Annotated in this window: 10 protein-coding genes; 7 read left to right on the top strand and 3 right to left on the bottom strand. The window is 68.3% G+C overall.

Features of this window, described 5'->3' with window-relative positions; all coding sequences use genetic code 11:
- Positions 1 to 127: 127 nt before the first annotated feature.
- Positions 128 to 1,069, top strand: coding sequence for a DMT family transporter (locus tag ACFOSY_RS20645; protein ID WP_394309009.1), 942 nt, complete (start codon positions 128 to 130; stop codon positions 1,067 to 1,069).
- Positions 1,070 to 1,574: 505 nt separating this feature from the next.
- Here the strand turns inward: ACFOSY_RS20645 and ACFOSY_RS20650 are convergent.
- Together ACFOSY_RS20650 and ACFOSY_RS20655 are read right to left on the bottom strand one after the other, a co-directional pair.
- Positions 1,575 to 2,675: a tetratricopeptide repeat protein gene (locus tag ACFOSY_RS20650; protein ID WP_394309011.1), complete on the bottom strand. Its 1,101-nt coding sequence runs from the start codon at positions 2,673 to 2,675 to the stop codon at positions 1,575 to 1,577.
- A gap of 23 nt (positions 2,676 to 2,698) precedes the next feature.
- Entirely contained in the window at positions 2,699 to 3,922 is a 1,224-nt protein-coding gene (locus ACFOSY_RS20655; protein WP_394309014.1) for an ATP-binding protein, read from the bottom strand.
- A gap of 1,176 nt (positions 3,923 to 5,098) precedes the next feature.
- Between ACFOSY_RS20655 and ACFOSY_RS20660 the strand changes: the two genes are divergently transcribed.
- From ACFOSY_RS20660 to ACFOSY_RS20675, 4 genes are all read left to right on the top strand, one after another.
- Entirely contained in the window at positions 5,099 to 6,301 is a 1,203-nt protein-coding gene (locus tag ACFOSY_RS20660) for an NAD(P)/FAD-dependent oxidoreductase (protein WP_394309016.1), read from the top strand.
- Positions 6,302 to 6,337: 36 nt separating this feature from the next.
- Positions 6,338 to 7,237 carry an RNA polymerase sigma-70 factor gene (locus tag ACFOSY_RS20665; RefSeq protein WP_394309018.1) on the top strand — a complete coding sequence of 300 codons (900 nt, stop codon included), beginning with the start codon at positions 6,338 to 6,340 and terminating at the stop codon, positions 7,235 to 7,237.
- A gap of 1,218 nt (positions 7,238 to 8,455) precedes the next feature.
- Positions 8,456 to 8,917 carry an ATP-binding protein gene (locus ACFOSY_RS20670; RefSeq protein ID WP_394309020.1) on the top strand — a complete coding sequence of 154 codons (462 nt, stop codon included), beginning with the start codon at positions 8,456 to 8,458 and terminating at the stop codon, positions 8,915 to 8,917.
- Positions 8,918 to 9,040: 123 nt separating this feature from the next.
- Positions 9,041 to 9,580, top strand: a complete 540-nt coding sequence (locus tag ACFOSY_RS20675; RefSeq protein ID WP_394309022.1) for a GNAT family N-acetyltransferase — start codon at positions 9,041 to 9,043, stop codon at positions 9,578 to 9,580.
- 437 nt (positions 9,581 to 10,017) lie between these two features.
- On the opposite strand, the gene ACFOSY_RS20680 is transcribed toward ACFOSY_RS20675, so the two are convergent.
- The gene (locus ACFOSY_RS20680) at positions 10,018 to 10,860 is read right to left on the bottom strand and encodes an acyl-CoA-like ligand-binding transcription factor (RefSeq protein ID WP_394309024.1); all 843 of its coding nucleotides are present in this window, start codon (positions 10,858 to 10,860) and stop codon (positions 10,018 to 10,020) included.
- Between the two features lie 1,328 nt (positions 10,861 to 12,188).
- Between ACFOSY_RS20680 and ACFOSY_RS20685 the strand changes: the two genes are divergently transcribed.
- Both ACFOSY_RS20685 and ACFOSY_RS20690 read left to right on the top strand, forming a co-directional pair.
- On the top strand, positions 12,189 to 12,719 hold the full coding sequence (locus ACFOSY_RS20685) for a DUF3995 domain-containing protein (protein ID WP_394309026.1): 531 nt from the start codon (positions 12,189 to 12,191) through the stop codon (positions 12,717 to 12,719).
- 121 nt (positions 12,720 to 12,840) lie between these two features.
- Positions 12,841 to 13,908, top strand: coding sequence for a hypothetical protein (locus ACFOSY_RS20690; RefSeq protein WP_394309028.1), 1,068 nt, complete (start codon positions 12,841 to 12,843; stop codon positions 13,906 to 13,908).
- The last annotated feature ends 216 nt before the right edge of the window (positions 13,909 to 14,124 follow it).

Here is a 14,124-nt window from a genome sequence, read left to right on the forward strand (position 1 = left end):
TCACCGCCGGCAGCCGAGAGGTCTGGGCCCGCCTCGCCCACTGACCACCTGACCGGAAACCAACCGGCCGGACCAAGAGCACTACGGCCGCCCCCACACATTCGAGCGGAAGCGCAGAAAACGAGACATGAAGAACTACGCGTCCCTGGCCCGCTTCCTGCTTCTCGCCACCCTGTGGGGGAGCAGCTTCACCTTGATCAAAGTGTCACTCGGAGGCCTGACACCTGGTCAACTGGTGCTGAGCCGACTGTTCATGGGTGCGCTTCTGCTCGTTGGCATCGCCTTGGCCACCAAGACCGCCCTGCCTCGCACGGTCCAGGTGTGGGGGCACTACGCCGCCGCCGCGCTCTTCGGCAATGTCATACCCTTCTTGCTCCTGTCCTACGGGGAGAAGACGACCGGTGCTGGTATCGCGGGCGTCCTCATCGGCGGCACCCCGTTGCTCACCCTCACCGTCGCCACTCTGGTGCTGGCCGAGGAACGGGCCACAGCCCGCAAGGCCGTCGGTCTGGTGGCGGGATTCGCCGGCGTGGTCATCCTCATCGGTCCGTGGAGCGACAGGCTCGGCTCTCCGGGGGGCCAGACGGCTTGTCTGGGGGCTGCCCTGAGCTATGCCATCGGCTTCGTCTATGTCCGTAAGTTCCTTTCCCCGCGCGGCGTCAGGCCCCTCGCCGGTGCCGCGTCGCAGCTCATCGCCGCCACCGCGATCCAGGCCGCCGTCACCCCTTTCCTCGAGTGGGAGACCCCGGCCCTGACGGCCCGTGTGACCGCCGCTGTCGTTGCTCTGGGCCTGCTCAGCACCGGCCTCGCCTACATCCTGTACTTCCGGCTCATCAACGACATGGGCGCTGTCACTGCTTCCGCAGTCAACTACGTCGTCCCTGTCGCCGCCGTGGCCGCAGGAGTCCTCGTACTCGACGAGCCGGTCACCTGGAACCTCGTGGCGGGCGGTCTCGTCGTACTCGTAGGCATGGGCTATGCGGAGAACCGTGTCAAGGGGTTCTACAGAAAGCCGTCCGTCCCTGCCCCTGATGTGAGCGCGGGTGCACGGGACGGAAGGACGCGGTGACGACGAGTGCCGGGCCGGCCGCCCAGGCCGTCCCGGCGGTCTTCGGGAGCCATGCCTGACGGGAATGAGGTACCCGACTGCCTCTGGAGGTCTCTGGCAGACGGTCAGAGCCTGCATGCCGATCCGCGAGGGCACCTCGAGGGCAGTGAGACACACCGGGGGAGACACGAGGGCGTCCGCATCCGGACCGTGCGAGTTCCTGCCGCACGACCTCGAGAACACAGGCGATGACGCCTGTTCCCAACGTGCTCGCGGACTCAGGGTGGGACCGGATCGTCCTTCGCCGGCCGCGTTTCCCGCGGTGACGGCCGCCCCTACGGGGGGAGGGGCGACCGTCACCCTCGGACCCGTTCCGGTGGTATTCCGACGGGCCGTCAGCAACTTTACAGCCGCCGGGCCTGGTGGATTTCACTGAACGGACCTCTGAAGCGGCGGCTTTACGTCGCCCGGTCGGGAACGTCTTCTGTGTGCGGGAGATCCGTCGACGGCCCTCGGCCACTTCCGTTCAGTTGCCCTTGCGCCGGTCGAACCACATGGTGGTCACCGTCGCCAGCAGACCCGCCCAGAACAGGATCTGGGGGACCGTTCGCTGCGTCCATGGCACCTGCGTGATCAACAGGGCGCACATCATGGCCCACGCCGCTTGGGCCAGGACGATTCTGGGCCAGGTGCGGCGCCGGACCAGCGAGCGCAGGTTGACCCGGACACCGGCGCGAAGCCGCCGGTACCTCAACAGCGCTCCCAGTACCCAGACCACGGCCATGGGAACGAGGTCCCACAGCCGCTGGCCCAGCGGCAGGGGCAGGTCGCGCCGGGTCTCACCCTCCATCGCGAACAGGTCGATGCCTGCAGCGGCGAGGGCCAGACACAGGAGGGCGAGCCAGCGGATGCCGCGCAGCAGACGGTAAGTAGCCTGATCCAGGCCGCTGCGCATGGGTGCGGAGTCGGGAGCGGTGGCCAACGCGTCGGCGAAGAGGGATGCGGCTTCGGCGGCCTTGATGCCCGGAGCGTCGGCGGCCTTCGTGATACGGCGGGCCAGCGCCTGCTCATGCTGCGGGTCGAGCCGCAGGATGGCGTCGTCGAGCCGGTCGGCCTCCGGCCGGTCACCGGCCATGTCGGCAATCAAGCGGGCCACTTCATAGGCATACACCTCCTCGGGAGCCAGCCGGACGGCTTCCCGTGCCAGCTCGCCGGATTCCCGCAGAGCCGCCTCCTGGTCCTCCCGCTTCACCTGGCCGCCATGGGCCTGCCCGGAGCGGATGACCCGGATGCGCCACAGCCAGTCGGCGAGCAGCGCGTAGCCGTACCAGTGCGCGGGTGCGATGCGGATGACCTCGCGCAGGACGCCCTCCGTCTCCAGGAAGCGGCCCGCTCCGCGCAGGGCGTGCGCGTGCATGACAAGTGCCCCGATGTCCTCGGGGTCCAGCTCCAGCGCCCGCTGGGTCGCCTCCAGCGCCTTGGCGCCGTCCTTCTCGTCGCCCAGGTGGCTGCGGGCGAGCTTGACCCAGGCACGGAGGTCCTGCGGATCCTCGGAGAGACGCTGGGCCAGCAGTTTCCGGGCCTCTTCGTATCGCTTCAGATCGATGAGCAGGTCAGCCCGCTCCACTGCGGGATGCAGCGCGGACGTCGTCACAGTTTGCGCCTTTTCTTCAGATAGGTGACCAGGTCGTCGTACATGCCCCCCTCGTTGGCGAACATCGCCACGTTCCGCGCGGAGGCGAACCATGGTTCGGCGGACGGGAGGGTTTCTCGCGCGGCGTCCAGCAGGTCCTTCATGCCGATCATGCGGACCGTTCCGGTGCGGGCCGAGTCCAGCAGCGCCCGCTCGGCCGCCCCCTCGCAGACATGGGCCAGATCCGCGCCGGAAAAGCCTTCTGTGACCTTGACGAGCTTGCCCAGGTCGACGTTTTCGATGGGGCGGTCCCGCAGGTGGTAGCGGAGGATCGCTTCCCGAGCGGCCCCGTCGGGCGGCAGGACGAGAATCGTCCGGTCGAGTCGCCCAGGTCGGCGCAGGGCGTTGTCCACGTCCCAGGGGACGTTCGTGGCTGCCAGCACGAACACGCCCTCGTTCGCCGTCGCGTCGATACCGTCCAGCTCGGTGAGGAGCTGGTTGACCGTATTGCGCATCCCGCTGTGCGCGGTGCGGCTGCGCTTGGCGCCGAGGGCGTCGAGCTCGTCCAGGAAGACCACGCAGGGGGCCTGGCGGCGGGCGGTCTCGAAGATCTCATGCATGTTGCGCTCGGAGTTGCCGAGCCACATGTCGAGGACGTCGTTGAGCGACACGGACAGGAATGCGGCACCAAGTTCACCGGCGACAGCCCGGGCGATGAACGTCTTGCCGCAGCCGGGCGGCCCGTACAGCAGCAGACCTCCCCGTAGGCTCTTGCCGTACAGCGCGCGCAACTCGGGGTTGCGCAGCGGTGCGAGGAACGCGGCCTCGAGGCGGTCCTTGACCTCCTGCATACCGCCCACGTCGGCCAGCCTTACGGCGCCGGGTTTCTCGACGTCCCACGCTTCGGCGCCGCCAGGGGCGTCCTGTCCGTCTGCCCGGACCGGCGCCTCGACGAAGCGGGGCGGCACGACGCCGCCGATTTCCTCCTCGGCGGCGCTCCAGTCGAACCCGGGGCTGCTCGTGGGCGGTTGCGCGGGCACACCCATGGCCCGGGCCATCAGCTCCCGTGCCCGGGCGTCACCTGGTGCGTGCTGCAGGGCCACGGCCGCCTCGGCGACGGCAGCTTCCGGCCGGCCGGCTTCCAACAAAAGCTGAGTCAGGTGCAGCCGCAGGGGGACGTCGCCGGGAGCAGCGGCCACGGCCGTGCGCAGACTTTGTATGAGGGGGGAGTCGTCCGACATGTCCCGTAGCCTAGTGGCCACTCCACCATGGGCCGCCACACGTCACGGAACCCCCGGTGCAGTGCCGTCGACACCCTGGTTCCCGCCGGTGCCTGAACGGTCCCCCTCGCAGCATGCCCACCCGGGCACCCAGGCCTCGCAGCCGCTGTGTCCTGCCCCGCGGTGTGCGCCCGGCGTCCGCGGAGCTTGTGGCGACGGAGCGAGGCCGCCTCTCCTGTCGTCGCACTGCGGAGAGAGGGAACGATCGAGGCAGGAGCTTTGATCATCGGAGCCGGGCCGGGGACAGGGCAGGCGGTGGCCCAGTGGTCGCCCCGGAAGTGACGGCCGATCGCTCTGATCGCGCGGACGAAGGACAAGGTGGCGGAGATGGCCGGCCGCATCGGCTCCCTGGGCGTGCGCGCCGTGCCGCTCACCGCTGACGCAGCCGACGAGTCAGGCCTCCGAGCCGCCCTCGGCACCGCCGTCGGTGAACCCGGTGAACCGGAAACGGCGGTCTGCAACGCGGCAGCGGTGCGGCCTGGCACCGTGGGCGGGATGGCGCACCGCGACCGCTTCGACTCGTATGCGGTCAACGTCCTCGGCGCCCACAGCCGCCGCGCACCTCCTGCCGGGGATGGCGCGGTGTGGAGGGGGCACCCTCGTCGTCACCGGCGGCATGCACGCCGGAGTACGTGAGTCCGTACGTGTCCGTCCCTGGGCAAGGCAGGCGTACGGGCTCTGGTGGAGCTGCTCGACGCGGAGTACACGCCGGCGGGTGTGCACGGTGCCACGGTCACTGTCGGCGGAGTGGTCGAGCCGGGGACGGCCTGCGATCCGGACGACATCGCCGAGCACCACCGGCGTCTGTGCACGCAGCCGCGCGAGAAGTGGGAGCACGAGGTCCGTCACCGAGCCGGCTCGGAGCCGGACCTCGGACGAACCACCCGCCCCCCCTCAATGGGACGCATGCGTCGGTGGCAGCTCCCGTGGGAGCGACGATCATGTGTCCGTGTCTCTTCGGTACAGAAGTCACCGGCCCGCCTGGGCAGGCCACGGTCCTTGCGATGTCGGTCAGCGGTTCCGGTCGGGCTCTGTGGTGTGGGCGGACAGGCTGTGCAGTGATCTGACTCACCTGTTGTCACAGAGTTCGGTCGGTGGGTGTCTTGTGCTCGAACCGTACGAAACGAGGGAGGCATCATGGCTGGGAACACGGATGTGATGGTGGTCGGCGGTGGATACGCCGGTGTCATGGCGGCCAACCGGATGACGCAGCGTAGTGACGTGACGGTCACGCTGGTCAATCCGCGTCCGGACTTTGTCCATCGGGTCCGTCTGCATCAGCTGGTGGGCGGGAGCGATCCTGCTGTCATCGACTACCGGGAGGTGCTGGCGAGTGGTGTCCGGCTGATGGTTGACAGTGTGACGCGGATCGACGCCGCCGGGCGTGGTGTGGAGCTGGCGAGTGGTGGCCGGGTGGCTTATGACTACCTGGTTTACGCGGTGGGCAGTGGCAGCGCGGATCCGCGGGTGCCTGGTGCTGCCGAGTTCGCCTATCCGATCGCCGGTCTGGAGGAGGTGCAGCGGCTGCTGCCGGCTCTGGACGCTGTGTCCCCGTCTGCCGCGCTGACGGTGGTGGGAGGCGGTCCGCTGGGCATTGAGACTGCTGCCGAGCTGGCGGAGCAGGGCCGTAGCGTGAACCTGGTCTGTGGCGGGGTGCTCGGTCCGTATCTGCATCCGCGGGGTCGGCGTTCGGTGGCGGGACAGCTGGCGGCGCTTGGGGTGAGGGTCGTGGAGGGCCCTGACACGAAGGTGACTTCGGTGACGCGTGACGTCGTGCGGCTTGCCGACGGTCGTGATCTGCCGAGCGCGGTGACCATCTGGACTGCTGGTTTCGGCGTGCCTGACCTGGCCGTGCGCAGTGGGCTGAGCACCGACGGTCTGGGGCGCCTGCTCACGGACGAGACGCTGACGAGCGTGGACGACGAGCGTATCGTCGCTGCCGGGGACTCGGCGGCGCCTTCGGGTCTGCCGCTGCGGATGAGCTGCCTGTACGCGATGCCGATGGGTGCGCGGGCTGCTGACACGCTGCTCAGCCGGTTGGAAGGGAAGCGGCCTGAGCCGCTCAACCAGTCGTTCGGAGCGCAGTGCATCAGCTTGGGCCGGAACGCCGGCATCTTCCAGTTCGGCAACAAGTCCGACGTTGCGGTGTGGTTCCATGTCGACGGTCGTCTGGGCGCGAAGATGAAGGAAGGAGTCTGCAAGGGCATTCCGAAGCACCTGGCTGAAGAGGCGCACAAGCCCGGCGGATACAAGCTGCATCGCATGAAGGGAGGCGCCGGGCGCCGGAAGGCCCTGGAAGCCCTGAAGGCCGAGGGAACGGTCATCGGACGAACCGCCTAGCGGAGTCGAGTCGAGTCGAGGGGAGATGACCACGAGATGAGTGGTGATCACACCAGTGACCGGGCCACCGAGGTATTCGTCACCCACCGCAATCTGCTCTTCACCGTCGCCTACGAGATGCTCGGTTCGGCGGCCGATGCAGAAGACGTACTGCAGGAGACCTGGCTGCGGTGGGTCCAGGTCGACCTCGGGCAGGTGCGTGACGAGCGCGCGTACCTGGTACGGATCACGACCCGGCAGGCTCTCAACCGGCTGCGCTCCATGGCGCAACGTAAAGAGTCGTACGTGGGTCCGTGGCTGCCGGAGCCGCTGCTGACCGCCCCGGACGTGGCCCAGGACGTGGAACTGGCCGAGAGTGTGTCCATGGGCGTGATGCTCGTTCTGGAGACGCTGTCACCGGTCGAGCGGGCAGTTTTTGTACTGCGCGAGGTCTTCGACGTCGGCTACGACGAAATCGCTGCGGCGGTCGACAAGACGCCTGTGGCCGTTCGTCAGATCGCCCACCGGGCTCGTCGGCACGTGGACGCCCGCCGCCCGCGCGAAGTGGTGTCCCAGAGGGAGAAGCGCGAGGTTCTGGAGTCGTTCCTGCGCGCGCTCGAGGGTGGCGACCTGCAGGAACTGCTCGACGTGCTCGCGCCTGAGGTCGTCTACATGGGCGATGGTGGCGGCGTGAAGCACGCTGTGCTGCGGCCGATTGTCGGCAACAACAAGGTGGCCCGCCTCCTGACCGGCGGCCTCAGCCGGAACTCGACCCCGGTTTCCTTCAGCCCGACCTTGGTCAACGGCAGTCCGGCGCTGGTCATCCACTTGGACGGTCAGCTGGACGGCATCATGGCGGCTCGGATCGAGCGTGGTCGTATCACGGGCCTCTATATCGTCCGCAACCCCGAGAAGCTGTCCCACGTCACGGCCGAGACTCCGCTCACTCTGCAATGAGCCCCTGCGGACGTGCCGCTCGTGTCGGTCCGCCCTCCAAGTGAACGGGGCCCCTGCTTCCTCGTGGTCCGTCGGCTGAGCAGCGGCCGCGTCGGAACCCTTGCGACGCAGGGGCCCGGGTGATCGGGCGTGCAACACAGGTGCCGTGCCGAGAAAGCAGTTTGCGACAGCGCCTGTGAGCGAGGTGAGCTGCCTAGCACACTCCGGAGCATGCAACGCCGGTATTGCGGCGGGCGCCGCGCCTGGGGCACCGGTACTGCCGCTCGCGGGCGTGCGGGGTACCTTCCTCGCAGGCGGGCTGCTGACAGTCGGTTCCAGCGCCGTGCTGCTCGGCGGACGGCTGCTGCGCCGCCGGGCCCGCGGTCCGCCGTGACGTGGATCCCTCGGTGTGAGACGTGACCGAGGGCGTGAGTGGCGTGGGCCCGAGGGCTCGATTGGCCCAAGAAATGAGATGCCAATTGTCCAGAGGCTGCAAAGCGGCTCGTGTGTAGGGTTCTCGCTATAACGCGTAGGTCCTCCAACGGCGCGCACTGAAGTATCCACGGTCATGGTTCACGTCGATATCTATGTTCAATCGGATTGCAATCCTATGCTCGAGCTTTCTAGATCCCAGTGCGGCGGGGCTCCCCATCTGATCGCAGGCTTCGTGGTCATCAACTCCCGGAACCGGTTCAATGTGTCGATGAGGAAAATGCCGGGAGTCTACGTGACTGGTGCGGTGATGACGGTTCGGGAGGGCATGTGAGCTCGCCTGGACGTGAAGGTCGGCGGCAAGATGTCTCGCATTACCCGCAACCGTGCATCGACGACATCGATTGCCGCATACTGGAACTCATGTATTCAGGTCTGTCGGATTCCGCGATCGGCAGGAAATTAAGTGTCAGTCTCCGGACCGTGCAACGTCGGGTCCGAGGAATGATGGAACGAACCGGAAGTCCTAGTCGCTTCGTTTTCGGAATCATCATCTGTCGTGTCGGCGCACTGAGAGAAGAGAGCATGCGGCCTCTGCGGGCGGGGCGGTCCGTCTGTGCCGGGGCGGCAGCCACCGAACCTCACGCGGGCGTGCGATCTTCGGCCCCGGGCACGAGGACGTCCCCATGAGGGCAAGCGTCGCGCAGGTCACGCCGATACGCAGTCGCCCACGTAGTGCCACGGATGTGGAGAGGCGCCTCAGTTCGCAAACGTAGTCCTTGCACGTTCCGCCGAGCGGAGGACCTCATGATGACCACCCGGAACTCATCCCCGTCGGACTGGCCGACGGCGGCGACGGACCGTTTCGTGACAGTCACGACGGCTCGTGCCGACATCGCCACCGTGCGTGGACTGCGCCGTCGGCTCATGAAGACGCGGCGGGACTGGGAAGATGCCGACACCGCCGATATTGCAGAGCTGCTTGCGGCCGAACTGCTCACCAACGCTGCCTGGCACGCGCACCGTCCCGCCGGGGAAGGTGCGCGCATAACACTCGTCGCGTACCGGAGTAAAGGTCAACTGCGCGTGGAAGCCGCAGATCCGGACCCGAACCCGCCTGTCGTACGGCACGCCACCGCGGAGGAAGAGAGTGGCCGGCGGCTCGCTCTCGTCGATGCCCTCGCCGATCATTGGGGCGTGTCCGAGCGTACTGACGGCAAGGCGGTCTGGTTCAGTCTCGATCCGGCGACGGCTGGGGCGACCGTCTGAGTCCTGTCCCGGAAATCTGTTTCGCTCTCCATATGCAAGAATTTGACCATCTCCCTTCTGCTGGCAGTGCTTCTCGCAGAAATCGGGTTGCTCAGGGGAGGGGACTCGCGTTGGCTGGACATCATGTATGAATTGCACACCGATCGCCTGACCCTGCGTGGATGGCGTGACTCCGATCTTGAACCGTGGGCGGCGATGAATGCCGATCCGGAGGTTCGGAAGCACTTGGGCGACCTGCTCACCCGTGAACAGACTGATGCCTCGGTGGCGCGGTTCCAGGCTGAGTTCGAACAGCGAGGTTATGGATGGTGGGCGGTCGAGGTGCGGGCCACCGGCGAGTTCATCGGCTTCGCGGGACTTGACCGTGTGGACGACGGCATGCCGTTCAGCGGAGTGGAGATCGGCTGGCGGCTGGCCCGTACCGCCTGGGGCAAGGGCTACGCCACCGAGGCCGCACTGGCAGTCCTGGCCTACGGCTTCGACACCCTTGAACTGTCCGAGATTCTCGCTGTGACAACGTCCACCAACATGCGTTCCCAGGCAGTGATGCGCAGGATCGGCATGACACGGGACCCGGCCGACGACTTCGAAGACCCCGAGGCGCCCGAAGGACCGTTGCGTCCGAATGTTCTGTTCCGACGTGCCTGTGGTGCTCGAGTCTGATGCGGCTGGGTCGCTGACCGAACCGCGGAGACGAGGAGGCGTCCGCCGACGGCGGACGCCTTCATGCCGGGGCGCGCAGGCGACGGCGCCGGGGCATCTCTTCGCGTACCGCGGCTACGGTCACGACAAGTACCGTCGGCTCCTTCGTGACCGCGAGGCCCGGTAGTCACCGAACGCGGCCGTCCCACGGCACCCGGCCCGGGCGCCTTCCGCCGGGTTCGTCGAGTGGGTGGTCTCCTGGCTCCACGGCTTCCGCCGCCCACGCATCCGCCGGGAACCGCGCGACGGCACCCACGAGGGTTTCTTCCGGATTCGCTGTCCGCCTGATCACTCATGGCCACGTCCAGAGGCTCTGCCAAAGCCAGTTGCTCGACCGGCCGACACACCGGCCACCTGCCGGCGAGGGAGACCGCGACCTGTAAGTCCTTCCCCGCTGCTCAGGGGCGCAGGTGCTCGAGGTGGCCGAGCGCCTCGTCCAAGGTGGCCGCGGAGTCCATCCCAGGATCGTTCGCCCAGTCCATGGAGACCTGGAGCATCACACCGAACACCGCCCCGGTGTAGGCGCGGACGGCGGGGTCACGGGCTTCGCGCCCGGCCCGTTCGGCCACCTCTTCCGCCAGGAGCCGGATGGTCCGGCGAATGGAGTCCAGGCTGGGGCCCCACAGTTCGGGCTCGGAGACGATGAGCGCGAACCGCTCGCGCTGCAACGCCAATTCCTGTTCGGAGATATCGTGCAGGAGGGATCGGATGGCCCGCCGTTCTGCCTGGATCGGCGTCAGTTCGGGCGACTGGGCCCCGAACATCGCGACGAAGGGCAGATCGTAGTCCTGAGAGAAGACCAGGTCCTGTTTGGTCGCGAAATGGCGGAAGACGGTGCTCGGGGCCTGGCTTACCTGGCGCGGAAGCCACACGACGGCGAGCAGAACACCCAGCAGGCCGAGAACGCCCGACACCACGAGGACGGAGTCCAGGGCCGTGACATAGGCGGAACGGACCGAATCGGCCAGTGCCTCGGACTTGATCTCCCTGGCCACCGCCAGGCCGCCGAAGACGGAGTCCTCGACCGCGCCCCGGGCCTGCGCGGGCACCCCGCCGAGGTTCAGATCGCCGCGGTAGCCGCAGTTCAGGACGGAGCCCAGGACGGCCGCCCCGAAGCTGCCGCCGAGGGTACGGACGGACTGGTTGACGCCGGAGCCGACGCCGGCGGTGTCCTCCGAGAGCGCGCCGAGGGCCGCGTCCATCGCCGTGGGCAGGGCGATGCCGAGTCCCAGGCCGTACACCGCCGTCCATGCCGCCGCGAGGCCGGTGCCACTGTCGGTCGCGGTGGTCGCGCCGTAGAAGAGGCCGACCGCCAGCAGGGCGAAACCGATGCCGACGCCTGCCTTCGGGCCGAGCGCCTTGGCGATCTTGTTGGCGACCGTTACGCCGACGAGCAGACCGCCATCGGCAGCAGACGGATGCCGCTGCCCATTGCGTCGGTGCCGAGGATCGCCTGGTAGTACTGCGGCATCGTGAACAGCACGCCGACATGGTGAAGTTGATGACGACGCCGAGCACGGTGCCGGAGGTGAACCGGGCGGAGCTAAACAGCGACAGGTCGACCAGCGGATCGGCCACGCGCTTTTCCCAGAGCACGAAGCCCACCAGGGCGAGCGGACCACCGAGGCAGGCCGCCAGGGTCGTGACGTCCGTCCAGCTGGCGTCCCCACCCTGGATCACGCCGTACGTCAGCGCGGCCAGACCCACGCTCGAGAGGACCAGGCCCCCCACGTCGAGCGGCTTGGCCTCCTTGGCCCTGGACTCCGGCAGCCACGCGAGGACCGCGAGAAAGGCGAGGACCACCACGGGCACGTTGATCAGGAAGACCGAGCCCCACGAGGGCTGCAGGAGTGGGTGCCGCCCCGGCCCGCCCGCCGGCCATACCGGGGGCGCCGTCGGGCAGCCACCGGACGCGTCGAGTTCGGCCGCCCATACCCGGGCAGCGCACGAGCAGGGCCGGCAGGTGTCACAATCCCCCCGTACCGTCGTGCTCGAGGGTGCGTCGGAGTGAGCGAGCCATCCGGAGTTCGGCAATTCCGGGGGTGCTATGCGTGACATGAGGTGCCTGACTCCGGCAAGCGGGTCGGTCGCGCAGTGATCCTGGCAGGCCAGACTTCGTCACCGGACGGCGACCGCGATGGCGGAAATACGCCGTCCGGTAGCGCTTGGCCACGGTCAGGCTGGATGGTGGTGTGGCGTCGGCACGACTGCCGAGGCGTAAGAGGACGGTTGCCGCCGCTCCGGTCGCAGTGGTCATCAGGGTCTCGGCCGGTGCCGAGGCGCAATGCTGCGGTGAGCGTCATGACGTCTCGTTGGCCTCCGCGCCTGCCGACGGCTCCGCGATCCTTGCCGGCCACACTCCGGCCGACCTCTGCAGAACGCCCGACGCTCTGCTCGGGTGACCAGTGCTGCGACCGCAGACCCGACCGCGAAGAACGGTGAGGATTTCATGAAGTACGGGCCCCAGGTGTCGGGGAACGAAGCCGTCACGGACGCCGCAACGCAGGAAGCTGCATTGCAGCCCCGGCCGGTCTGGGTCCATGCGGCCTTCTGGTTCACCCTCGCCTTCATGGCAGTTCACCTGTACTGGGCCGTCGGCGGGACGTGGGGGCTGCCTCCGGCTGCCGCGCTGCGTCCCGCCGAGACGCAGGCCGCCAACTGGCTGGTGAGCGCGATCGAGGTGATCGGCGCCATGTGGGTCCTGGCCCTGCTCCACCCGGCCGCCCGGCGTGTCCCGTCCTGGCTGCTGCTGTCACCGCTGTGGATCGCTGCGGCCGTCTGCGTGTCCCACGCCGTCTTCGGAGTGATCACCAAGTCGCTGTACCTGGGAGGTGTGCACGAGGCGGTCGACTTCCCGGCGGTGCCCGAACTCGGCGCCGCTGAGCTGGCTGATGCCAACCATCTCGCCGCCGTGCACGACCTCCTGGTGTTCGAGCCGTGCTTCCTCGCCCAGGGCGTGCTGCTCGCCCTGGCCGCCTGGCAGTACCTCCGTACCCCGGCCCACCGGCGCCTGTGGACGTGGTCCCTGGCCCTGGCCGTCGCCCTGATCACCCTGTTCGGTGCCGTGCTGGCGTTCGTCGATGCGAAGGCCGCTATCTGACGAGCGCCGGTGGGAGGGGGCGGCTGATCGGTCGGGCACCGGTGGCCATGAGAGACGGACGACTGCTGTCCGCGGGCTGTGCTCGCACGTCACGGCCAGTCGGCGGGTGTCCGTGGCCGGGGTGATCGATCCGACCTGCCGGAACGCAACGTCCGATTACCGCGAGCAGCATTCGCTCGCCTCGGAGAAGGTGGGGGACGGCTCGCGCATCGCATGGCGAGTCTCCTCAACTCACAACCTGCGAGAGGCGAACGAATGCACGTGGTCCCTGGGCTCCAAGGGACAGCAGCTGGCCAACCGGGTCGAGGGAGCCACCACCGGTGGCAAGCCCGACCCCGTGCCGCCCTTGGTGCGCTACCGGGTCTACGAGATCGGCACCGAAACCGGCGGCACCATCGGCATCACCTACTCCGGTGCCGACTGCAAGGCCGGCGACGTGCCCGCTCCGTCGTCCAACACCCGCCGCTGCTACCCCGTGATGTGGTCCCCGCCGGACGCCCCGGCCGCCGACTACGAGCCCTACCTGGACTGGTTCCACACCTACGTCGTCACCCAGGTCCTGGAGGCCGACAACACCGGGGGCGCGCCGGTGAAGCAGACCGACTACACCTACCCGGACGGTATGGCCTGGGGGAAGGAGGAGGACGAGTTCACCGAGGCGAAGCACCGTACCTACGGTGACCGCAAGGGCTACGGCCGAGTCCAGGTCCGTGGCGGCAACCCTTCCTCCGACGAGCAGACCCTGACCGAGTACCGCTATTTCCGCGGCATCACCGGCGCCCAGGTGAAGGACCACGAGGGCGTCGCCGTCGACGACCATCCCGCCTTCGCCGGCATGACCCGCGAGAAAGCCGTCTATGACGGCCAGGGCGGCAAGCTGGAGACCACCACCAGCTACACCCCGTGGCTTTCAGCAGCCACCGCCACGATGGCCCGGACCGATCTGCCGGCCCTGTCCGAGAGCAGGTCCCGTACTCCGGCGTCGCAGCTTGGCCGCGATGTCCGGCCGCCCGGGGCAGCCTGCGGAGCGCGACGAGGCCGAGGGCGAGGTGCAGCACGCTGGTCCTGCGGCAAGACGTGCAGTCCGGCGACGAAAGCCGTTCTGGCGTCGTCGACGGCCGCAGTCGCCAGGCCAGGGAGCACGGGCGTCTCGGCGAGAGCGGGAGCAAACCCGGGGCCGCAGAGGTGAAACTGCAGGGCGGAGAGGGAGCCCAGCAGCGCAAGCCCGAGAGCGCTGCTGATCTCGTTGCTGGTCTCGGCTGCCGCACTGCGGATCCCGCACGCTCCAGGAGGACCGTGGCGGGGGCATCTTCGAAGACCGCACTGGTGTGGGTTCGGGCGGTTGGTTTCCGGTCAGGTGGTCAGTGGGCGAGGCGGGCCCAGACCTCTCGGCTGCCGGCGGTGA

This window comes from Streptomyces lusitanus, from assembly GCF_042647945.1.
Lineage (GTDB): Bacteria > Actinomycetota > Actinomycetes > Streptomycetales > Streptomycetaceae > Streptomyces > Streptomyces pseudogriseolus.